Origin of the sequence: Pseudomonas sp. RC10 (assembly GCF_038397775.1) — a bacterium.
In the GTDB taxonomy this organism is placed as follows: Bacteria; Pseudomonadota; Gammaproteobacteria; order Pseudomonadales; family Pseudomonadaceae; genus Aquipseudomonas; species Aquipseudomonas bambusae.
Window position 1 is genome coordinate 6657906 of the sequence record NZ_CP151650.1, and the last position, 20344, is coordinate 6678249.

The 20344-nt window shown below is 60.5% G+C and carries 21 protein-coding genes; 7 read left to right on the forward strand and 14 right to left on the reverse strand.

All coding sequences use genetic code 11. The features are described from left to right. Positions 1-75: 75 nt before the first annotated feature. Both AAEO81_RS29885 and AAEO81_RS29890 read right to left on the reverse strand, forming a co-directional pair. A complete protein-coding gene (locus tag AAEO81_RS29885) occupies positions 76-681 on the reverse strand; it encodes a mechanosensitive ion channel family protein (protein ID WP_166594109.1) in 606 nt (201 codons plus the stop codon). Continuing rightward, entirely contained in the window at positions 681-2591 is a 1911-nt protein-coding gene (locus AAEO81_RS29890) for an ATP-binding cassette domain-containing protein (protein WP_166594108.1), read from the reverse strand. Before AAEO81_RS29890 ends, AAEO81_RS29885 begins: the two co-directional genes overlap by 1 nt. Positions 2592-2637: 46 nt before the next feature. Here AAEO81_RS29890 and AAEO81_RS29895 point away from each other — a divergent pair, with 46 nt between their 5' ends. Continuing rightward, positions 2638-3105 carry a TIGR02444 family protein gene (locus AAEO81_RS29895; RefSeq protein ID WP_341960765.1) on the forward strand — a complete coding sequence of 156 codons (468 nt, stop codon included), beginning with the start codon at positions 2638-2640 and terminating at the stop codon, positions 3103-3105. Here AAEO81_RS29895 and AAEO81_RS29900 read toward each other — a convergent pair. Next, positions 3102-4250 (reverse strand): AlgP family protein, encoded by a 1149-nt coding sequence (locus AAEO81_RS29900; RefSeq protein ID WP_341960767.1) that lies wholly within the window; start codon positions 4248-4250, stop codon positions 3102-3104. The two genes, AAEO81_RS29895 and AAEO81_RS29900, sit on opposite strands and share 4 nt — an antisense overlap. Positions 4251-4430: 180 nt before the next feature. On the opposite strand from AAEO81_RS29900, the gene AAEO81_RS29905 reads away from it, so the two are divergent. Then, on the forward strand, positions 4431-5108 hold the full coding sequence (locus AAEO81_RS29905) for an FKBP-type peptidyl-prolyl cis-trans isomerase (protein WP_166594105.1): 678 nt from the start codon (positions 4431-4433) through the stop codon (positions 5106-5108). A 58-nt stretch (positions 5109-5166) separates the two neighbouring features. Here the strand turns inward: AAEO81_RS29905 and rsd are convergent, their stop codons facing one another. The 8 genes from rsd to AAEO81_RS29945 all read right to left on the reverse strand — a co-directional run bounded on the left by rsd (position 5167) and on the right by AAEO81_RS29945 (position 12837). Then, complete coding sequence (rsd, locus tag AAEO81_RS29910; protein ID WP_166594283.1) at positions 5167-5625, reverse strand: sigma D regulator; 459 nt, start codon at positions 5623-5625, stop codon at positions 5167-5169. A 183-nt stretch (positions 5626-5808) separates the two neighbouring features. Continuing rightward, complete coding sequence (locus AAEO81_RS29915) at positions 5809-6336, reverse strand: disulfide bond formation protein B (RefSeq protein WP_341960768.1); 528 nt, start codon at positions 6334-6336, stop codon at positions 5809-5811. Between the two features lie 247 nt (positions 6337-6583). Continuing rightward, on the reverse strand, positions 6584-7831 hold the full coding sequence (locus AAEO81_RS29920) for a heme biosynthesis protein HemY (protein ID WP_341960769.1): 1248 nt from the start codon (positions 7829-7831) through the stop codon (positions 6584-6586). Then, entirely contained in the window at positions 7828-8970 is a 1143-nt protein-coding gene (locus tag AAEO81_RS29925) for a uroporphyrinogen-III C-methyltransferase (protein ID WP_341960770.1), read from the reverse strand. Before AAEO81_RS29925 ends, AAEO81_RS29920 begins: the two co-directional genes overlap by 4 nt. Positions 8971-9021: 51 nt before the next feature. Beyond that, positions 9022-9795: a uroporphyrinogen-III synthase gene (locus AAEO81_RS29930; RefSeq protein WP_341960772.1), complete on the reverse strand. Its 774-nt coding sequence runs from the start codon at positions 9793-9795 to the stop codon at positions 9022-9024. Continuing rightward, positions 9792-10733: a hydroxymethylbilane synthase gene (gene hemC, locus AAEO81_RS29935; RefSeq protein ID WP_341960773.1), complete on the reverse strand. Its 942-nt coding sequence runs from the start codon at positions 10731-10733 to the stop codon at positions 9792-9794. Before hemC ends, AAEO81_RS29930 begins: the two co-directional genes overlap by 4 nt. A gap of 278 nt (positions 10734-11011) precedes the next feature. Next, positions 11012-11758, reverse strand: coding sequence for a LytTR family DNA-binding domain-containing protein (locus tag AAEO81_RS29940; RefSeq protein WP_074754601.1), 747 nt, complete (start codon positions 11756-11758; stop codon positions 11012-11014). Further along, entirely contained in the window at positions 11755-12837 is a 1083-nt protein-coding gene (locus AAEO81_RS29945; RefSeq protein WP_341960776.1) for a sensor histidine kinase, read from the reverse strand. The genes AAEO81_RS29940 and AAEO81_RS29945 overlap by 4 nt, the downstream gene beginning before the upstream one ends. 126 nt (positions 12838-12963) lie before the next feature. Here AAEO81_RS29945 and argH point away from each other — a divergent pair, with 126 nt between their 5' ends. After that, positions 12964-14358, forward strand: coding sequence for an argininosuccinate lyase (gene argH / locus AAEO81_RS29950; RefSeq protein WP_341960777.1), 1395 nt, complete (start codon positions 12964-12966; stop codon positions 14356-14358). Positions 14359-14419: 61 nt separating this feature from the next. Here the strand turns inward: argH and AAEO81_RS29955 are convergent, their stop codons facing one another. Beyond that, positions 14420-15088 carry a glutathione S-transferase family protein gene (locus AAEO81_RS29955; protein ID WP_341960778.1) on the reverse strand — a complete coding sequence of 223 codons (669 nt, stop codon included), beginning with the start codon at positions 15086-15088 and terminating at the stop codon, positions 14420-14422. A 182-nt stretch (positions 15089-15270) separates the two neighbouring features. Between AAEO81_RS29955 and AAEO81_RS29960 the strand changes: the two genes are divergently transcribed. The 3 genes from AAEO81_RS29960 (at position 15271) to AAEO81_RS29970 (ending at position 19208) form a co-directional block, all read left to right on the forward strand. After that, positions 15271-15561 carry a hypothetical protein gene (locus AAEO81_RS29960; RefSeq protein ID WP_341960780.1) on the forward strand — a complete coding sequence of 97 codons (291 nt, stop codon included), beginning with the start codon at positions 15271-15273 and terminating at the stop codon, positions 15559-15561. Between the two features lie 364 nt (positions 15562-15925). Beyond that, on the forward strand, positions 15926-16174 hold the full coding sequence (locus tag AAEO81_RS29965; protein ID WP_166594095.1) for a TIGR02647 family protein: 249 nt from the start codon (positions 15926-15928) through the stop codon (positions 16172-16174). Between the two features lie 184 nt (positions 16175-16358). Continuing rightward, positions 16359-19208: a class I adenylate cyclase gene (locus AAEO81_RS29970; RefSeq protein WP_341960783.1), complete on the forward strand. Its 2850-nt coding sequence runs from the start codon at positions 16359-16361 to the stop codon at positions 19206-19208. Between the two features lie 155 nt (positions 19209-19363). Here the strand turns inward: AAEO81_RS29970 and AAEO81_RS29975 are convergent, their stop codons facing one another. Next, complete coding sequence (locus AAEO81_RS29975; protein WP_341960784.1) at positions 19364-19582, reverse strand: DUF1289 domain-containing protein; 219 nt, start codon at positions 19580-19582, stop codon at positions 19364-19366. Further along, entirely contained in the window at positions 19579-19938 is a 360-nt protein-coding gene (cyaY, locus tag AAEO81_RS29980; protein ID WP_341960785.1) for an iron donor protein CyaY, read from the reverse strand. Before cyaY ends, AAEO81_RS29975 begins: the two co-directional genes overlap by 4 nt. 238 nt (positions 19939-20176) lie before the next feature. Here cyaY and AAEO81_RS29985 point away from each other — a divergent pair, with 238 nt between their 5' ends. Continuing rightward, positions 20177-20341, forward strand: coding sequence for a lipoprotein (locus AAEO81_RS29985; RefSeq protein WP_341960787.1), 165 nt, complete (start codon positions 20177-20179; stop codon positions 20339-20341). Positions 20342-20344 lie beyond the last annotated feature (3 nt).

Genomic DNA, 20344 nt, shown 5'->3' on the forward strand with positions numbered 1-20344 from the left:
TTACGCGGCTCAAAGACCAATGATTTCTAACTGTTACGCCAGATTCACGAATAGCTGTTTTGCACGCAGCTGAGGCTATTTCGGCGCGGGGCCGTCGCTAGAGCGCTTTTCGCCAGAGATGATCGCCATGCCGTCGTTGCCCCGCCAGCGGCGGATCGACTTCTGAAAGAACTGGCTGTTAGGCACCTGCACCAATGTGCCGCCCAACTCGGCGGGCTCGACCAGTGTGGTGAACATCAGGTTGATGGCGGTCACGCGGCCTTTGATGCCGGGCTTGTCGGTGGTGTCCACGAGTTCGACCACGTCGCCAATGCGAAACGGCCCCATGGTGAAGATGAACACCGCACACAGCAGGTTCGACAGCACGCTCCACATGGCAAAGAACGCCACAGCTGCCACGGCCACGAACCCCGAAAGCGCCGCCCACAACACCGAAGCCGAAACACCGAGACGACCGAGGACAGCCACGAAAGCCGTGCCCATGATCAACCAGCGCAACCCGCCGCGAACCATCACCAAAAGCTCGGGCGGCAGCAGCGGATAACGCTCGGCCATCCGGGTCAGGAAACGCGCGACGAATCGTTGCAAGGTGTAGCCGATCAGCAGGATCAACAGAATCTGCAAGCCAATCAGAATCGGCTCGATCCAGTACGCCGGCACCGGTAGCGCCAACGCTTCCATCAGGACAACGCTTCCAGCTCGGCCTGCATCGATTCCAACAGCTCCAAGGCTTCCATCCACGCCTCTTCCAGCTCGGATTCGCGGGTTTTCAGCTTGGCCTGGTCGGCCAGCAAATCACGCAGCTTGTCCTTGTTGGCCGCTTCGTAGATCGCGCTGTCGCCAAGGGCCGCTTCGATTTTCGCCAGTTTTTCGTGCACCGTGCCGAGTTCCTTTTCCAGCTTCTCGGCTTCACGCTTGTGCGGGGCGAGTTGCTGACGCAGCGCCGCAGCCTGCTGACGCTGGGCTTTCTTGTCGGTCTTGTCGGCGTTGGCCGGGGTGTTGCTGACCGGCGCATTGCGCTGACGGTAATCGGCAAGCCAGCGAGTGTAGTCGTCCAGATCGCCGTCGAATTCCTCGACCACGCCATCGGCGACCAAAAGGAAGTTGTCGGTCGTGCTTTTGAGCAAATGACGATCGTGAGAAACCACCAGTACCGCGCCGCTGAATTCCTGCAACGCCATGGTCAGGGCCAGGCGCATTTCCAGATCCAGGTGGTTGGTCGGTTCATCGAGCAGCAGCAGGTTAGGTTTGTCCCAGGCAATCAGGGCCAATGCCAGACGAGCCTTCTCGCCGCCGGAAAAATTCAGCACCGGCTCTTCCAGACGTGCGCCACGGAAGTCGAAGCCACCGAGGAAATCGCGCAGCGTCTGCTCGCGCTCGGTCGGCGCAATGCGCTGCAAATGCAGCAACGGACTGGCCTTGGCGTCGAGGGAATCGAGCTGGTGTTGCGCGAAGTAGCCCACGACCGTGTTCTCGCCTCTCACCAAGCGCCCGCTTAACGGCTCAAGCTCGCCGGAGAGGTTTTTGATCAGGGTGGACTTACCGGCACCGTTCGGGCCGAGCAGACCGATCCGCGCTCCCGGCGTCAGTTGCAGTTTGACCTTCTGCAGCACGGCTTTGTCGCCGTAGCCCAGACGTGCGTCAGACAGGTCCAGCAGCGGGCTGGAAATCTTGTCGGACTCGCGGAAAACGAAGTTGAACGGCGAATCGACGTGGGCGGCCGACAGCTCTTCCATCCGCTCCAGTGCCTTGATCCGGCTCTGCGCCTGACGGGCTTTGGTGGCTTGCGCCTTGAAGCGGGCGATGTACTTTTCCATGTGCGCACGCTGCGCTTGCTGCTTCTCGTAGGCCTGCTGCTGCTGGGCCAGACGTTCGGCGCGGGCACGTTCGAATGCGCTGTAACCGCCGCGATAGAGCGTGATCTTTTTCTGGTCGACGTGAGCGATCTGATCGACCACGGCGTCGAGGAAATCCCGGTCGTGGGAAATCAGCAGCAGCGTGCCCGGATAACCCTTGAGCCAGTCTTCGAGCCAGAGGATGGCGTCGAGGTCCAAGTGGTTGGTCGGTTCGTCGAGCAACAGCAGGTCGGACGGGCACATCAGTGCCTGCGCCAGGTTCAGACGCATCCGCCAGCCACCGGAGAAGCTGCCGACCTGCCGTTCCATCTGCTCATTAGTGAAGCCCAGGCCCGCGAGCAATTTGCGAGCGCGGGCGTCGGCGGTGTAGCCATCGGCGCTGTCGAGCTCCGAATGCAGGCGTGCCTGAGCCGCGCCGTCGTGGGCGGCTTCGGCCGCCGCCAGGTCATGCTGCACCTGACGCAGGCGCAGGTCGCCATCGAGCACGTAGTCCACGGCCAGACGTTCGAGGGTATCGACCTCCTGGCGCATGTGTGCGATGCGCCAATCGGCGGGCAGCGAGCAGTCGCCGTTGTCGGGGGTCAGTTCACCCCGCAGCAAGGCGAACAGGCTGGATTTGCCGGCGCCATTGGCGCCGATCAGGCCGGCTTTCTGGCCAGCGTGCAGGGTCAGCTCGGCGTCTTCTAGCAGACGTTGCGGACCACGCTGTAAGGTAAGGCTTTGAAGTCTGATCATAATGGCGGCGGAGTCTACCAGCTTCGTCCAAAACAGGTAGATGACTATGCCTTCCGACCTTTGGAGTTTCACCCTCGATTTCTATGCCCGACCGGGCGTCGAGCAGGCGTGTCTGGCGCTGCAGGCCAGGGGCGGCAACGTCTGCGCCTTGCTGTGTGGCGTCTGGCTGGATCAGCGCAACATCTCGTTCAATCCGCAACGGGCAGAAGAAATCAGACAGTTGGCGACGCCTTGGCACGACCAAGTCGTTGGGCCGCTACGGGCTGTGCGCACGCAATGGAAAGCCGCCGCAGTGACGGACGAAGAACTCAGTGCGCTGCGGGAACGTGTGAAGGGGTTGGAGCTGGATGCCGAGCGGGAATTGCTGGTGCGATTGCAGCGGCTGATTCAGGACTGGCCTGAGCATGACGCGGAGCACGCTGCTGTCTGGCTGAATGCGCTCGCAGGTGACGCTGGAAAAGAAGCTCCCAACGCGCTGCACGTGCTGCAGCGCGTCGGGGAGGATCTTACTTAGGACGCGCTGTTCGACGTCGAACCGGTCGCTGGCGTAGCCGCTGGCGCGGTGGGCGCAGCAGGAGCGGCTGGCGTGGTCGAAGCGGACGTTGCTGGAGCCGACGTCGCGGGCTTCGCAGCCGCTGCCGGAGTGGCAGGCTTGGCCGCTGGTTTCGCAGCAGGCTTGGCGGCGGCAGGTTTGGCCGCTGGCTTCACGGCTGGTTTCGCAGCGGCGGGCTTAGCGGCCGGTTTGGCAGCGGCAGTCGCTGGCTTGGCGGCAGGCTTGGCGGCGGCAGGCTTGGCGGCGACAGCTTTTGCAGCTGGAGCTTTGGCCGCTGGCTTGGCCGCGGCAGTTTTTGCAGCCGGAGCTTTAGCAGCCGGCTTGGCAGCAGCGGTCGCAGGTTTGGCAGCAGGTTTTGCGGCTGCAGTTTTAGCAGGCGCCTTCGCAGCGGCAGGTGCTTTCGCGGCGGGTTTTGCAGCAGGTTTGCTCGCAACCTTGGCAGCTGGCTTAGCCGCCGGCTTGGCAGCAACCGGCGCTTTGGCGGCAGCCGGTTTAGCGGCGGCGGTTTTCGCAGCTGGCTTCGCAGCGGCAGCTTTCACAGGCGCTTTCGCAGAGGCGGGCTTGGCAGCTGTGGTTTTCGCAGCGGGCTTGGCAGCGGCGGCTGGTTTGGCAGCGGCCTTGGCAGGCGCTTTCGCCGGAGCCTTCGCGGCAGGTTTCGCAGCCGCTTTAGCAGCAGGTTTGGTCACTTTAGCGGGTGCCTTGGCGGCACGATCGCTCAGTGCTTTGCCTACCGCTTCTTTCACACGACCCACGCCTTGCGCCAGCTTCAGGCTTTCCTGGGCATCGCGTTTGAGATTGAGAATGTAGGCGCGCGTTTCGGTCTGACGATCTTTCAGCGCGTCGAGCAGAGCTTCGAGCTCCGCGACGCCGCTCTTCGCCTTGGTTTGCGCCTTGGCTTTGCCAGCGGCAGCGGCGTCCTGCAATTTGATGCGGGACTTGTGCAGTTTTTCCTGCGCCTTGCCGCGTTGTTTCTCAAGCTTGGCGAGCAATTTCTCGGCATCAGCCAACGCTGTGGAACAGGCATCTTCAAGGTGTTCGAGCAAGCTGCTCGAAAGCTGTTGGAGCAAATGCAACGGAGTGTTTACTGGCTTCTTGGTGGCCGACATGACTTACCTCCTGGCTGATTTGAATGCGGCTCATACTAGACCTCTGCCCGCACCGCCGCTAGGGCATCTTGACATTACAAATCGGGCTCTGTTGCAGTTCGGCCAAAATCCCTTCACATCGTCATCACATTTGGCAGCCGGCGCTGGCATAATCGCCACTTCCCAGGCCGGAGAGCATTCATGTCGCGCTATTTGTTAATGTCGTTGTTCCTCTTGGTAAACCTTGCCCACGCGACCGACGCTCCCGCTTCCGACAACGCCCACGATCTGTCGTACAGCCTGGGTGCGAGCCTGGGTGAACGGCTGCGCCAGGAGGCGCCGGACCTGCAATTGCCTGCGCTGATCGAAGGCCTGCAACAGGCGTATCAAAACAAGCCGCTCGCCATCAAGCCGGAGCGCATGGAGCAAATCCTCAGCGATCACGATGCGGCGCTCGCGCAAGCGGAAAATTCCGGGCAGTCCGAACCCCAGACCGAAGCCGCGCTGAAAGAAGAACGCAAATTCATGGATGCCGAGAAAGCCAAGCCTGGCGTTCGACAGTTGGCCGACGGCATCCTGATGACCGAGCTGACGCCCGGCAGTGGTGCCAAGCCCGATATCAATGGCCGCGTCCAAGTGAAATACGTCGGACGCCTGCCTGACGGCACGATCTTCGATCAGAGCCAACAGCCTCAATGGTTCCGTCTGGACAGCGTCATCGCGGGCTGGACCACCGCGTTGGTGGACATGCCGGTCGGTGCGAAATGGCGACTGGTGATCCCTTCTGCACAAGCCTACGGCGCAGAGGGCGCAGGCGACTTGATCGATCCCTACACCCCGCTGGTGTTCGAGATCGAACTGCTGGCGGTCTCTCAGTAGAAACCCCACGCAATAAAAAAGGGCGCCTCGATGGCGCCCTTTTTTAACGTGAAACGAATCAGGCCTGAACCGCGTCCTGTTCTTTGTGCGCGTTGTGCAGCACTTCGATCAGGCAATCTTCCAGCTCGAAACGCTCATGGAGCAAACCACCCAGCTCCTTGAACTTCTCCGCCACACACTTCCCTTCATCACACAGATCATTGAAAGCCAGCAGCTTCTCGGTGATCACATCGATGCGAGGGTAAAGGGTGTCCGCCAGCTCAAGTCCACGTTGGTCATTGAACGCCTTGGCTTCGCCTGTCAGCTGCTCATAAATTTCAAAATGACCGGCCGACACATAGTCGACGAGCGTGCCGCAAAATTCCTGCAGCTGCTTCGTGGTTTCAGACAACGCGTTCGGCTCGGCACCTAGAACATCGTAAGCCTTGATCAGTTCGTTGCGCTCCAGCAACCAACGATCAATCAGCTTGTGAACCCCACCCCAGCGTTCCTGAGCGTTCTGACAACTTTCGAGCATGATGTTCTCTCTTCCCTTCAGGGGCATGCTGCCTGTAATCGCTTGGCGATACGGCCGGATGCGTATGAAAACCGGCTCTGAAATACGTCGACAGCAGCATTATTCCGATGACGCGTGCGGGCCAGATTATGCCCGTGCGACCAGGCCTTCAAGGTACGCAGACGATAAAGTTCATACAAGTGTTTAATCTGTCATGTCCGTATCCATTGATCTGAATCGGCAAAATTCGATGAACACGTAATACATCGCGAACAGCGCGACACCCGAAAATGCCAGCAGGCTCCACTCCGGAAGACTGATGCCAAACAGCGACCAGGTGATTTCCGAGCATCCGGCGTGGCCTGCGAAAATCATGGCCAACACCTTCAGCCAAGGCTGGGTATCGAGCAGATATTGAAGGTTCACGAGGCAAGCGGCAGGGTTTTCTGGCGGTGAAGCCTGCAGCCAGACTTGCCGTCCTGCCAGCCCCGCTCCCGTCAAGGAAGCCAGCAGAAGAACGCCGGAATAGATACGCCAACCGAGCGCGCGAGGCCCGTGGACCGCAGCCACCAGACAAACGACCGAGCAACTGAGCAACAGCACGCGCTGAGCAAAACAGAGTGGGCATGGGGCATTTCCCACCACACGCTCCAGATAAAACGTCGCGCACACGATCAACGCACAGGCGATAAACGCCAGAAAGAACAGGATGCGGGTGCGGGCCAGATGCATGGAAAATCCGTAACAAAAGACGAAGGCGGTTACGGTAGAGGAAAGCGAGACTCGCTTTCAAGGCAACCAGAGGAGGATATTTCTTAGCGTGAGTAAGGATTTACCGACCACACAGATAGGAATTTACGCTAACTGGCATCAAGCGAGAAAAAATCCTGTCGCATCTTGAGAAACGCCCTACACGAATTGGCGACAACCCAACAAAAAGGCCCGCAGAGCGGGCCTTTTGTGGCAAACCTGCCGAGGGTCAGGCGCGCGCGAGTGCGGGAAGCGGTCGCGCCAATAAACGCTCGTCTAACAAGCCCAAACCTTCCTGAAACAACAGATTGCTGCGGTCGGTTTCCCCTAACTGACCGAGCAACCGGGCCAACTCGGCGCAGGCTTCGGGATTGCGTTGTAGCTTAAGGCTCGCTTCAAGATAATCCCGCGCCTTGCCCCACAGGCTGCTCTGCAAACAGAGGCGCCCCAGCGTCAGCAACAGACCAGGATCGTCTGAATGCTGCTTCAACCAGCCCTCCGCCGTTTGCAATTGCTTGCCGGGATCACTCCCTCGGACGAGACCGTAGAGTCTCGCCAAATGACTGTTGTAGTCACGCTTCATCGCGGTGCGCAGCACCTCTTCCGCCTGCACGTCAGCGCCGTGGCGACGCAGCTGCTCGGCGTACGCCAGGATCAACGCTGGCTCTTGTCGCTGAGCCGAGGTTAGTTGCTGCCAAGCCGTTTCCAGCGCAGGCAGACCCGCCGGACCCGTCTCGCTATCGTTTCCGCGATAAGCCGCCAGCGATAGGTTCTCGCCCCAGGCGCGCTTCTCCAGCTCAGCCAGTTCTTGCGCAGGCAAAACCTTGTCCTTGCGCAGCTCAGGCATCAGTCGAATCAGCTCGGACCACTCGCTGCGCTGACGATAGAGACGCTGCAACTGACGCAACACCTGAGGGTTGTGCGGATGACGTTCGTGCATCGCCTGCAGGGTGCTCAGCGCACCGTCGCTGTCGCCACGGTCGAGCTGCAGCTGCGCATGGTTCAGGGCAATCGCAAGCTCGGCGTGAGGCTGACGTTCAAGGGCGCGCTCAAGCAGGTTGTCGCTCTCTTCATAACGGCCTTGCTCGTTCGCCGCACGGGCGGCACCGAGGTAATACAGCAGCGGTTGAGGTTCAGCCTCGGCGGCGCGATGCAGGTGACGCTGAGCGCTGGCCCAACGCCCCTCGGCGAGGTCCATCTGACCACGCTCGATAGCAATCTGCGCACGACGGCTGCGGTTACGGCGCGACCACGGATTGACCACACCGCCCGAGGTCGTCAGCAGCCGTATCAGCCCCCGCACCAGCCAGACCACGATCGCAATGGCGACCAACAGCGCCAAGGCAGCCCACAGGCTGGACTCGTAGCGGAAGGTGTCATAGGCGATGAGCACGTAACCGGCGTGACGGGAAATCGCCAGGCCGACCAATGCCGCGACGACGATCAGGACGAAGACGATCACATAGCCGCGCTTCATGGCTTGCTCCCCGGCTGCGCCCCTTCAGCAGGTTGCTCCAATGCTCCGCCCACCGGGGTGTGGCGCTGCTCTAAGTAGGCTTGCACGGAGCTCAGGCTCTGCGTCAGGTCAGGCGTGATGACAGCCACTGGCTGTTTGGCGAGTTCGTCCAGACGCTCGCCCAGCATCTTGCTTTGTGGGTTGTCCTGATTGAAGTTGGCGTCCAGCACGCTACGCGCCTCGGCAACGGCTTTGGCGTAAACCGGCTGCTCACCATTAAGCGCGGCCCACTGCGCTTGCTCCAGCGTCAGGCTCAACGCCAGTCGTACTTGGGTCAGGCTCTGGCCCGCCAACAGCGGACGAATGTTTTTGTCGGCGTGGAAGTCGAGACGGATGTATTGAGAAATCTTGTCCCACCATTTCGCCCAGTAGCTGTCTTCGCTGCCATCGGTCAGGCCCAGCAGCGACTCGCCTTTGTCTTTGTATTCCGGCGCCAGCGCGTTCAATTGGAGGGCTTGATCGCGCAGGGCGGCCAGTTGCAGGAACAGCCCGGTGCGGTCCGGTTGGTCGACGCTGCGCAAGGCCGCCAGGCTCTTGGCCAACTGCTCACGTGCGGCATAGGCGCCCGGATCATCCTGTTCGCGCAGAATTTCGTCAGCACCCTGCACCAGCGCCTGGGCACTGTTGATGTCCTGCAGCGCAGACAATCGCAGGCTTGCCAGACGCAGCAGATGCTCAGCCTCGGCCAGACGCCAATCCTTGCGGCTCGCGCCCAGCACGGTCTCCACGCGCTGGCTCAAACGCTGCTGATCGCCCTGCAATTGAGTGACAAGACGGCGGCGGTCTTCAAGCTCCTGCGCAGGCGGCAGTTGCGCCAGACGTGCCGACAATTGCTGCTCGCTTTGCTGGAGGGAGCGGGTTTGCGAACCGAGGTCCTGCAATTGCCCCGATTGCTCCTGGTGACCGGCCTGGATCGCGCGCAGTTGCCACACGCTCCAGCCACCGACCGCCACGCCTGCCGCACCCAACAAGAGTGCCAAAACGGCCAGCCCGTTGCTGGAGCGGCGGGGAGAAGGTTCTTTTTGCGCGGAATCAGGCAGCGGCTCAGGTTTGACCAGTACCGGTTCAACGTCATCTTTTGGCAAGACTGTTTCGCTCACGTATCCATCCTTTGCATTTGGGCGTAATCGCGTAATCCGACCCGTCGATCATTACGCCTGAGAGGCAGGTGCAGGCTGGGCCCGCAACGCTGCCAGCAAGGCCGAAGCGCTGGCGCCACGGCAGTCCACTACGGTCAGAGCCCCGGCTTCACGCGCCAGTTCAGCGACCCGAGGGCTCGGTACGAATAAAGGCATCTGCGCCAGGGACGGCCATGCATCGCCCGCCAAATCACGCAGATGTTGAAAACCCTGTCCACTGCTGACCACTAGCCCGTTCAAGCGTTCCGCCGCCACCCGCTGTGGCAAGACGGACGCCGGGTATTGCGGCAGGTTGCGGCGGTACAGCGGCAGATAATCGACACTAACACCCCGTTGGCGCAAGCGCTCGGCCAACAATTCGCGGCCGTCTTCGCCGCGCATGATCAGCACCTTGGGGTCGTAACCGGAAATGGCGTCTTGAAGTTGAGGCAAATCGAGCAGCGCTTCGCTGTCGTCGCCGTGCTCGGGGAAGAACACGCGAAGGCCGTAGTCGTCGAGAATCTGCCCTGTAGCGGCGCCGACGGTAAACCACGTTTGCATAGGCGGCTGCGGCCAGATTTCGTCGACCATTTCCAGCCCCAGTCGCGCGGCAGGCTTACTGACGACGATCACCGCGCAGTAGGCCGCAAGGTCGTAAATGATCGAGCGATTTTCTTCCGAGACCGGCAATGGTTCGATGTCCAGCAACGGCAGACTGGCGCTGAAAACGCCCGCTTGCGCCAAGGTCTCGGCCAATGCCTGCGACTCTTCGGCTGGCCGCGTCAGCAGCAGGCGCCAGCCCGTCACGCCTCGTCCGCCTCGCCGTAGACTGCTTTGAGAATTTTTGCGGCGCCCTGTGCCAACAACGCTTCAGCAACCTGCACGCCCAACGCTTGGGCATCGGCGTGGGGTGCACGGGCCTCGGCGTGCAGCAGCAGACTGCCGGCCGGATCGCCCACCAGGCCACGCAGCCACAACTGGTCGTTTTCGAGCACGGCGTAACAGGCGATAGGCACCTGGCAGCCACCATTGAGGTGCTTGTTCAGCGCCCGCTCAGCGGTGACGCGCAAAGCGGTGTCGGTGTGGTGCAGCGGGGCCAAGAGGGCGTGCAGTTCAGTGTCGACGCTGCGGCACTCGATGCCGACGGCGCCCTGCCCGCCTGCCGGGAGGCTGTGTTCGATGCTGATTGCAGAGGTGATGCGGTCTTCAAAGCCCAGACGAATCAGGCCCGCGGCTGCCAGAATGATCGCGTCGTATTCGCCCGCGTCGAGCTTGGCCAGACGCGTGTTGACGTTGCCACGCAGAAAATGGATTTTCAGGTCGGGACGCCGCGCCAGCAATTGCGCCTGACGACGCAGGCTCGATGTGCCGACGATGCTGCCCGCTGGCAGCTCATCAAGGCTGGCGAAGGTGTTGGAGACGAATGCGTCGCGAGGGTCTTCGCGCTCGCAGATACAGAACAGGCCCAGGCCTTGCGGAAAATCCATCGGCACGTCTTTCATCGAGTGAACGGCGATGTCCGCTTCGTTTTCCAGCAGCGCGGTTTCCAGCTCTTTGACGAACAGGCCCTTGCCGCCGATTTTCGACAGCGGTGAGTCCAGCAGCTTGTCGCCCCGGCTCACCATGGGCACCAGCGTTACGATCAGACCGGGGTGAGCTTCCTGCAGACGAGCCTTGACGTATTCGGCTTGCCAGAGTGCCAGCGCGCTTTTGCGCGTAGCGATGCGGATTTCGCGAGTGGACATGGATCAATCCGTACTGAGTGAATGCGGCGGATAATAACAGCTCGACCCAATCGGGCCGAATGACTGTCGTCAATCTGCTCGCATCATGTTCTCAATCGATGCACGGAAGCCATGCGACGGCATGTCGCTTTCCACTGCTCGCCTCACTGCACCTAGACCTGTGGGAGCGAATTCATTCGCGAAGCGGCGGTACATTCAACACATCGTTGTCGCCTGGACTATTTTTCGCGAATATATTCGCTCCCACAAAAGATCCCCACACGCCAGACAGACGCGAGCTACAACTGCTGCATCATCTTGCGCACACCGGCCACGTGCCGACGGCTGACGATCAAGGCATCGCCATTAAGCCCTTTGAGGAACAGTTGGAAATGCCCCAAAGGCGTGCGCTGCAAGCGCTCGATGCGATCGCGGGCCACCAGCGCATTGCGGTGGATGCGCACGAAGCGATCCCCGAACTCATCCTCCAACGCCTTGAGCGGCTCATCGAGCAAGACCTCACCATCTTCATGGCGCAAGGTCACGTATTTGTGGTCCGCGATGAAATAGATCACGTGGTCCAGCGGGATCAGCTCGATACCCTTGCGGGTGCGAGCACTGATGTGGCTGCGTGGGCCGTTCCCGCTCTCGGCGGCCGGACGGGTCATCGCCGCCAGCTGCACACGGTTCGGGCGCTCGGCCTTGCGCAGTGCTTCAAGCAGGTTTTCAGGACGCACCGGTTTGACGAGATACCCCACGGCGCTGACCTGAAATGCCTCCAGGGCAAACTCGTCATGAGCCGTGCAAAAAACCACGGCAGGCGGTGTGTCGCGTTCGCATAATTTGGCCGCAACCTGCAGACCATCCAGGCCCGGCATGCGGATGTCGAGTAAAACCACGTCGGGCTTCAGACTATCGATCAGCGTCAAGGCTTCTTCGCCATTGGTGGCGCTGGGTTCAAGGACCCGGTAACCCTCAAGGTCGCCAACCAGACGGCTCAGGCGATCACGGGCTAGGGGTTCGTCATCAACGATCAGGACATTCATATTGCTCTGGCTTCCTGCGTGAGTCTCGCACAAGGATAGCGTAGACAGGTGAAGTGACGACCGTCACGGCGCTCCACGCTCAGACTCGCGAGAGGGCCAAAAAGTGCCGTGATTCGAGCGCCGATGTTTGCCAAGGCCTGCTGAGTGCCGCTTGAAGTCTGCCGGAGGGCGACTTCGTCATAGGGATTACTGACGCGCAATATAAATACTCCCCGTTCGTAGTTCGCCTCGACCCTGACCACGCCACCCTCCACACGGGGAGCGATGCCATAGATCAACGCGTTCTCAAGTAATGGCTGCAAGGTTAGCTGGGGAATCGGCAAGTCGTCGGGAATTGCGCTGACGTCCCAGTCCAACTGTAGACGCTCGCCAAGTCGATATTGCTCAATCGACAGATAACGTCTGGCCAACTCCAGTTCTTCCCCCCATGTCGTCAGGCTGCCAGGCTTGCCCAGACTGGCGCGGAACAGGTCCGACAAATCCAGCACCGCCTGCTCGGCCTTGAGCGGGTCGCTGGTGACCAGACTCGCGATGCTGTTGAGCGTGTTGAACAGAAAGTGCGGCCGGATGCGGGCCTGTAACGACTCGATCCTGGCTCGCAATTCGGCCTGTTGCTGTTTGCGCCACTGACTCTGCAAGTAAAAGTAGCGCAACATCAGCGCTGACATGATCAGCGCAATCAATGAATAACGAAGGTAGCGTTCGATGTCGCTGTCGACCGGCAAGGCTCCGTCCAACTGACAGTAGTCAGTCACGGCCGTGCAAGCCAGCGTGACCGCCACCACCAGCAAGCAGCCCATCGCGCCCGCCACGCCGGGTTTGAGACGCGCCAGCCAAGGGCGCAAACCGCACAGCAGTGCCGCCGACAGCAGCACGATCCACTGCACGAACAGGGAAATCAGCGCCAGCCGCACCCAATCGAAGCCCGGATGCATCGGCTCCACCAGCACCAGGACCAGCACCAGCAGCTCGGCGAGCACGACCAGCACCAGCAGCGCCTGAGGCAGGCACAGTTCCGGAAGGAAGAACTCTTTGCCGGGAGAAGCGCTCTGGCCCGGTTTGTTGCGCTCGGTTTGCATGGCCCCAGTCTCTGCGCTCGCACCCCGGTGGGCAAGCTGTCCGGGATAAAAAAGCGGCAATGCTGTTATCATCGCCCGCGCCTTTTTCAAATCAGCACAGCCACCAGCAGAGCAGCGAGCGAAACCATGAGCACCGACAAGACCAACCAGTCCTGGGGCGGCCGCTTCAGTGAACCCGTCGACGCCTTCGTCGCACGCTTCACCGCCTCCGTCACCTTCGATCAGCGCCTTTACCGCCACGACATCATGGGCTCCGTCGCCCACGCCACAATGCTGGCGAAAGTCGGTGTGCTGACCGATGCCGAACGCGACACCATCGTCGATGGCCTGAAGACCATTCAGGGAGAAATCGAAGCGGGCACGTTCGACTGGCGTGTGGACCTGGAAGACGTGCACATGAACATCGAAGCGCGTCTGACCGACCGCATCGGGATCACCGGCAAAAAATTGCACACTGGCCGCAGCCGCAACGATCAGGTCGCCACCGACATTCGCCTGTGGCTGCGGGATGAAATCGACCTGATACTGGCCGAAATCACTCGTTTGCAAGAAGGCCTGCTGGGTCTGGCCGAACGCGAAGCCGACACCATCATGCCGGGCTTCACCCACCTGCAAACCGCACAGCCTGTGACCTTTGGGCATCACATGCTCGCTTGGTTCGAGATGTTGAGCCGCGACTACGAACGTCTGGTCGATTGCCGCAAACGCACCAACCGCATGCCGCTGGGCAGCGCGGCACTGGCCGGCACTACGTATCCGATTGATCGCGAACTGACCTGCCAGTTGCTGGGTTTCGAAGCCGTGGGCGGCAACTCGCTGGACAGCGTGTCCGATCGCGACTTCGCCATCGAATTCTGCTCGGCGGCCAGCGTGGCGATGATGCACCTGTCGCGCTTCTCCGAAGAGTTGGTGCTGTGGACCAGCGCGCAATTCCAGTTCATCGATCTGCCGGACCGCTTCTGCACCGGCAGCTCGATCATGCCGCAAAAGAAAAACCCTGACGTGCCGGAGCTGGTCCGTGGCAAAAGCGGCCGCGTGTTCGGCGCGCTGATGGGCCTGCTGACCTTGATGAAGGGCCAACCGCTGGCCTACAACAAGGACAATCAGGAAGACAAAGAACCGTTGTTCGATGCTGCCGATACCCTGCGTGACTCGCTGCGAGCCTTCGCCGACATGATTCCTGCGATCAAGCCTAAACACGCGATCATGCGTGAAGCGGCCCTGCGTGGTTTTTCGACCGCGACCGACCTGGCCGACTACCTGGTTCGCCGTGGCCTGCCGTTCCGTGACTGCCACGAAATCGTGGGCCATGCCGTTAAATACGGCGTGGAAACCGGCAAGGACCTGGCGGAAATGACGCTGGAAGAACTGCGTCAATTCAGCGATCAGATCGAACAGGACGTGTTCGCTGTTCTGACGCTGGAAGGTTCGGTCAACGCCCGAAACCACATCGGTGGCACTGCGCCTGCGCAGGTAAAAGCGGCAGTCGGACGCGGCAAGCAACTGCTCGCGACTCGCTGATTTCGAACGGTAGGAGCGCGCTTGCCCATGATGTGGGCAAGCGCGCTCCTCAAAGGCCCCGCTACGCTGCCCCTGTGGGCCTGACCCTTTCCAGAAACACCGGATAATCCACCTCCCGATCCGCCGCCACGATGCGCGCACTCGGCCGGTCATTCAGTCGCGCCAGCAACTCCCTCGCCCCTTTCACCTCATCCAGCAGGTTCAAGCCCATCAGGCGCTCGCCCACCTGCTGCGACAGATCCACGCTGTACATGAAATAGATGTCCGCCAGCGTAAAGTCGGCGCCCGTCAGATAGGGGGCGAATCGCGCCCGCCTCGCCAGCGCGGCAAAGCCTTTGATCAGATCCCGTTTGGCCTTGGCCTTCAGCGCATCCGGCGTTGCCCGTCCGCCGAACAGCACTTCGACATAACACAGCCGTGCGGGCAGTTCGATGTAGAGCTCGATTTCCTTGGCGGTCGTCCAGACCTGAGCACGGAGGAACGGGTCAGCGGGCAACAAGGGGATGTGAGGGTGTGTGTCTTCGAGGTAGCGCAGGATGACGTCGGTTTCGCTGATGAACCCCTCATCCGTCTGCAAAACCGGTACCTTGCCCCGCGCGCTGACGGCGAGGGTGTCCGGGTTCTGGCAGCCGTGCATGGACACGACTTCAAACGGGAGTTGCTTCTCCAGCAGCGCCAGTTTGACCATGTTGAAATAGTTGCTTGAGGCGAATCCGTAAAGCTTGAGCATTGGCAGGCCTCCTTGGCCTTTTGAAGCGGTCATTTCAGCCCTGTCCGACACGCGTTGCCGGACCTGAGCGGAGGAACCCTAACAACCGGTTACGTCGTCGGGCTTGACGTGCATCATGCGCACTGACGATCACCTGACACCCGATTGCAGTTAAACTGCCGGCCTTTCCTGAGGAGTCCGCCATGAGCGACCGCATCGACAACGACGAAGAAGAGTTCGCTGAATCGACCCTGATCCAGGCCATCGAAAACCAGATCGAGAGCGACAACCCGCCCGCCGCCAAAGCCACGTTCAACAAGCTGACCCTGGTGGGTTACGAACGTGACGACATTCTGGAAATGATGGCCCACGTGCTGGCCGTCGAGATTGACGGCATTCTCGAAGAAGACCGCCCGTTCAACACCGAATGGTATGAAAAAGCCCTTCGCGCCCTGCCAGAACTGCCACCGGGCGTGAAGCTGGAAGAAGAATGACATCCAGCCCTGTAGCAGTCCGGCTTGCCGACAGCGATGTCATTGAAGTTGCTAATTGCGCAGGTCTGTAGAAGCGTGGCATGTCCCGCGACCTGCCGCGAAGCGGCAGCCAATCGGATTAACGCGGTATACCTGATACACCGAATGCGCAGGGTTTACGACGGGTTCCCCGTCGATCGCGGAACAAGCCACGCTCCTACAGATACATGCGCTCTAAGCTTCACCTGACGACCGGCCAGATACTTCCTGCAAAATTCCCAGACCCTAACTACACTGCAGAGGCCTCGCTGCCGCTTGACCTACGGGGCTGTCACGTCTGCGATTCCTTCGCCGCGTCATCCATTACAAAAAGTCTGGAGCCTCTATGTCGTATACCCCTGAGTTGGTTGCCGAACTGGAAATCCTGTCACTGTTCAATCTGCGCAATACCCAGGAGGGCCTCAAGGTCCATCACGTGGCCGCGCCTTCTGCCGTTGCCGCCGCCAAACGTCTTTTCGAGAAAGGCCTGACGACTCAGGTCGACGGGGGCTACCTCACCAGTCTGGGACTGGATGCCGCCGAACACGCGCAATCCCTGCTGATCATCCTTGCCACGACCCAGGAAGCGGCCTGACATCGCCGCCTCGCGAAACCTTTACCAGGAGGCATCAAATAAAGGTTTCGCGAACCCTTCATTTGTAAGATGCTGCGCCGATAAAAAATTGGCGCCATAAAAACTCACAGCCGCCTGATGCTGGGTCTTCTTGCCGTCGCCATTCTTGTTCCCCAGCAGTGCCGTTCGTCGGCCTTGAGTCACGATGACCCGTAGTTTCGAGATCCGCCCCGATCTGGATGAGGGCATCGACCGTAAGGTCCTCAGCCAGTTGCGCAACCGATTTCTGACCCTCAACGAAGGGCGGCTCGGCCGCGCCAACGAAGGGCTGTCCACCCGCCAACAATCAGTTTTGGCGCTGCTGCCGCTGTTTTTCCACGTCAACCACCCGCTGTTGCCTGGCTACGTTTCCGGCGCAACCCCGGCCGGGGTTTCACATTACGAACCGGACGCCCAGGCCCTCGCCGAAGCGCAACGGCTCACGCGCTCGTTTTCCTACAAGCCTCGCCGAGGCAATCCGCCGCAGCCGATCCACGGCATTTTCCTGATGGGCAGCCTGGGCACACTGGCGCAGGCTGACGACAGCGACATGGACGTGTGGATCTGCCACGACACGAACCTCTCGCCCGAAGAAATTCTGGAGCTGCGCAAAAAGTGCCACGCGCTGGAAGTCTGGGCCGCCACGATGGGGGCAGAAGCGCATTTTTTCCTGATCGACCCTGAACGCTTCGTGCTCGGCGAGCGCGATGCGCAACTCAGTGGCGAGGATTGCGGAACGACTCAGCATTACCTGTTGCTCGACGAGTTCTACCGCACTGCGATCTGGCTGGCCGGGCGCACCCCCATCTGGTGGTTGGTGCCGGTCTACGAAGAAACGCGCTACGCGGAATACACCCACACGCTGCTGTCCAAACGTTTCATCCGGGAGGATGAAGTGCTGGACCTTGGCAACCTGTCCCACATCCCGCCGGGGGAATTCCTCGGCGCGGGCCTCTGGCAGCTGTTCAAAGGGATCGAATCGCCCTACAAGTCCGTCCTCAAGCTGCTGCTGACTGAGGCCTACGCCAGTGAGCACCCACAGGTGCAGTGCTTGAGCATGCGCCTGAAAAAAGAGGTGTTCGCCAATCGCGTGGACCTCGACGAGCTTGACCCGTACATGATGGTGTATCGCCGGATTGAGGAATATCTGCTGGCCCGAGGCGAACCGGAACGACTCGAACTGGTGCGCCGCAGCCTGTACCTGAAAGTGAACAAGAAGCTCACCGGCTTGCCCCGCCAGCGCACCACGAGCTGGCAGCGTCTGTTGCTGGAGCGTCTGGCGAAAGAATGGAAGTGGGATGAGCGCCAACTGGCGTTGCTCGACAGCCGCAGCCAGTGGAAGGTGCGTCAGGTGGCCAGCGAACGCCGCGCATTGGTCAGCGAGCTGAATTACAGCTACCGCTTCCTGACCCAATTTGCCCGCGAGCAAAACACAGTTAACTCGATCAACAAACGCGACCTCAACATCTTGGGTCGTCGGCTGTACGCCGCGTTTGAACGCAAGGCGGGCAAGGTCGAATTCATCAATCCCGGGATTTCGCCGGACCTGGCCGAAGACACGCTGACGCTGGTGCAGTCGCCGAACAAACGCGAGCCTGGCAAATATCAGTGGGGCCTGTACAACGGCAATCTCGGCGCCCACGAGTGGGAATCTTTCGCTCCAATCAAGCGCAGCCGCGAGTTGCTGGAGCTGCTCGCGTGGTGCCACCGCAATAACGTGATCGACAGCAGCACCCGCCTGGCCTTGCACCCCGGCAGTAGCGACCTGACCGAATTCGAGCTGTTTAACCTCCAGGGTGCGCTGCAACACAGCATCCCGATGCCGCTGGGCACGGTGGCCGAAGACGTGCTGCTGCGCCCCAGCGTGCCGAGCGAAATCCTGCTGCTGGTGAACGTGGGCGTCGATCCGCTCAAACACCACAAGGACCTGAACATCCTGATGACCACCGAGCGGACCGACTCCCTGAGTTACGCCGGGGTCCGGGAAAACCTGGTGCTGACCTTCGACCAGATCACGCTCAACAGTTGGAACGAGGTGTTGGTCAATCGATTCGACGGGCCCAATGCGTTGCTGGATTGCATGACCGATTTGCTCAACAACCTGCCCGCGACGTTGCCAAAACCGGTGATCAGCGTGCGCTGCTTCTGCCACAACCGCGCGCCCGCCATCGCCCAACGGGTCGAAGAGCTGATTCAGACGGCGCAACTGCTGTTGGCTCGCGGGTTGAATCATCGCTATCTGATTCAGGTGGAGCACCACTACTGCGTCATGGAGATGAAGCCCGGCCAGGTCGCCCATGTCACGCTCGATGACCTGCCAGCGCTCTATGAATACCTCGGCGAAGAGCTGCCCGCTTACAGCCCGATTCATCTGGACCCCCAGGCGCTGGACGACAGTGACCTCTCGCTGATCATTCCCCACGGTCAGCCGGAATGCATTCAAGTGTTCTACCGGATCAACGAACCCAACGCGGACCTGTACGTGCTGGATGAGCACAACGCGCTGTGGCATCAGCGTTTGCCCTATCACGACGAGCCAAGCCTGCTGGTGCCGCTGCAACGTTTTTTACAATCGCTGATGTTCCGGCGTGGTGCGCTGTTACCGTTGGACAACCCGCTTGAGCCGCAAAACCTGGAAACCCTGTATTACCGCGTAATGCCGGATGGCGCGGGTCGGGCGCGGCGCATCGAGCAACGGCTGGGGCCGGTCATATCCACCGACAAGCCGTTTTACGACGTGCAGGCCATCGTCGAAGAGGCGTCACCGGGTCAGGTGAGCGTCACGCTGTATTGCGACGGCATGGAGTTTTCGGAGCTGGAGTTTGGCGAGCAACTGTTCAGCGTCGTGGCGCGGCAGATTCTCGATCAGCGCCGGGAGCCGCAACGCTATCGCTGCTACATCACGGACCTGGATTTGTCGGGAATTCTGGCGGATACGCGGGGGCAAACGATCCTGTTCCTGCGCTACAAGGCCGAGCTTGAGAAGTCGCTGAATGATGCGATGGAAGAGGCTTGAGCCAAATCGCCTCGATCCCTTGGCGAACACTGCACCTTGTGGGAGCCGGCTTGCTGGCGAAAGCGGTATGCCAGCAAGATCGGAGTCGTCTAACACACCCGATTCGCCAGCAAGCCGGCTCCCACAGGGAATTTAGGTATACCCAAAACGCGGGATCAGGCGCTGGCCCGGCGTTGATCGGCCTGGCTCACAATCTCGCGTCTGCGCTCATCCGTCGCCGCTCGCCATTCGCGGATGTCTTCGACATGGCGATGACAGCCGGTACAGACTTTCTGCTCATCGAGCCGGCAAACGCTGATGCAGGGCGACGGTACGGCAGGGCTGACGTTGCTGAACAACGGCTTGGGTGCTTTGGCAGGTGCAGCGTTGGTCACTGGCGGTTTCCGTCTTCATGACCGTCAATATCGTCGAACTCGATTTCGACACCGGCCTGTTTCAACGCCAGACGATGAAGCATCTCGCCCAACAGCTCTTCACTCTTGTCGCAGACCCAACGTTTTGCTTCTTCGTCGTAATCGAAGTGAAAGCCGCCCGCAGGCGCCGCCAGCCATAGCTGACGCAATGGCTCCTGGCGGCTGATGATGAATTGCGTGCCGTTTTCGAATTTGACGGTCAAGACGCCGGCCGAACTCTCAAGGTCCAGGTCCAGATCGCTCTCGTCAAAGATGTCTTCGAGCTTTTCTTGGGTCGCATCGACCAGGTCGTGAAAGCGGGCTTCGGTCAAACTCATTGCAGGAACCTCGAAAGTGTCTACGGATGGCGCAGCGACGCAAGATACGGTCGCTTCCAGCCAATTGCAAAGCATACCCGCCCATTTGCAGGTCGACGCGCCAAAAAATGCGCGACCATCGCCAACATATCCGGCAGTTGCGTCAAAGCCCCGCCGGACGGGAGCCGTGGCGCATAGGCAATCTGTCGGGTGGTCGGTATACTCGGGCGCAATTAATGCTTATACAAAGGATTTCGCCATGAAGCGCCTGATTTCCTCCCTGGCCACGCTCCTCGCTGTTGCGTGCCTGGTCTCTGCCTGCGGTCAAAAAGGTCCGCTGTACCTGCCCGATGGCGAAACGTCCAATGCGCCTGGCAGCGAAACCTCATCGCACTCGCACAAGCATCAGACCTCGACCTACTAGGGA

Coding starts and splice junctions, on each gene's coding strand:
- AAEO81_RS29885 (WP_166594109.1), bottom strand. CDS start 681: ATGGAAGCGTTGGCGCTACCGGTGCCGGCGTACTGGATCGAGCCGATT.
- AAEO81_RS29890 (WP_166594108.1), bottom strand. CDS start 2,591: ATGATCAGACTTCAAAGCCTTACCTTACAGCGTGGTCCGCAACGTCTG.
- AAEO81_RS29895 (WP_341960765.1), top strand. CDS start 2,638: ATGCCTTCCGACCTTTGGAGTTTCACCCTCGATTTCTATGCCCGACCG.
- AAEO81_RS29900 (WP_341960767.1), bottom strand. CDS start 4,250: ATGTCGGCCACCAAGAAGCCAGTAAACACTCCGTTGCATTTGCTCCAA.
- AAEO81_RS29905 (WP_166594105.1), top strand. CDS start 4,431: ATGTCGCGCTATTTGTTAATGTCGTTGTTCCTCTTGGTAAACCTTGCC.
- rsd (WP_166594283.1), bottom strand. CDS start 5,625: ATGCTCGAAAGTTGTCAGAACGCTCAGGAACGCTGGGGTGGGGTTCAC.
- AAEO81_RS29915 (WP_341960768.1), bottom strand. CDS start 6,336: ATGCATCTGGCCCGCACCCGCATCCTGTTCTTTCTGGCGTTTATCGCC.
- AAEO81_RS29920 (WP_341960769.1), bottom strand. CDS start 7,831: ATGAAGCGCGGCTATGTGATCGTCTTCGTCCTGATCGTCGTCGCGGCA.
- hemC (WP_341960773.1), bottom strand. CDS start 10,733: ATGTCCACTCGCGAAATCCGCATCGCTACGCGCAAAAGCGCGCTGGCA.
- AAEO81_RS29940 (WP_074754601.1), bottom strand. CDS start 11,758: ATGAATGTCCTGATCGTTGATGACGAACCCCTAGCCCGTGATCGCCTG.
- AAEO81_RS29945 (WP_341960776.1), bottom strand. CDS start 12,837: ATGCAAACCGAGCGCAACAAACCGGGCCAGAGCGCTTCTCCCGGCAAA.
- argH (WP_341960777.1), top strand. CDS start 12,964: ATGAGCACCGACAAGACCAACCAGTCCTGGGGCGGCCGCTTCAGTGAA.
- AAEO81_RS29955 (WP_341960778.1), bottom strand. CDS start 15,088: ATGCTCAAGCTTTACGGATTCGCCTCAAGCAACTATTTCAACATGGTC.
- AAEO81_RS29960 (WP_341960780.1), top strand. CDS start 15,271: ATGAGCGACCGCATCGACAACGACGAAGAAGAGTTCGCTGAATCGACC.
- AAEO81_RS29965 (WP_166594095.1), top strand. CDS start 15,926: ATGTCGTATACCCCTGAGTTGGTTGCCGAACTGGAAATCCTGTCACTG.
- AAEO81_RS29970 (WP_341960783.1), top strand. CDS start 16,359: ATGACCCGTAGTTTCGAGATCCGCCCCGATCTGGATGAGGGCATCGAC.
- cyaY (WP_341960785.1), bottom strand. CDS start 19,938: ATGAGTTTGACCGAAGCCCGCTTTCACGACCTGGTCGATGCGACCCAA.
- AAEO81_RS29985 (WP_341960787.1), top strand. CDS start 20,177: ATGAAGCGCCTGATTTCCTCCCTGGCCACGCTCCTCGCTGTTGCGTGC.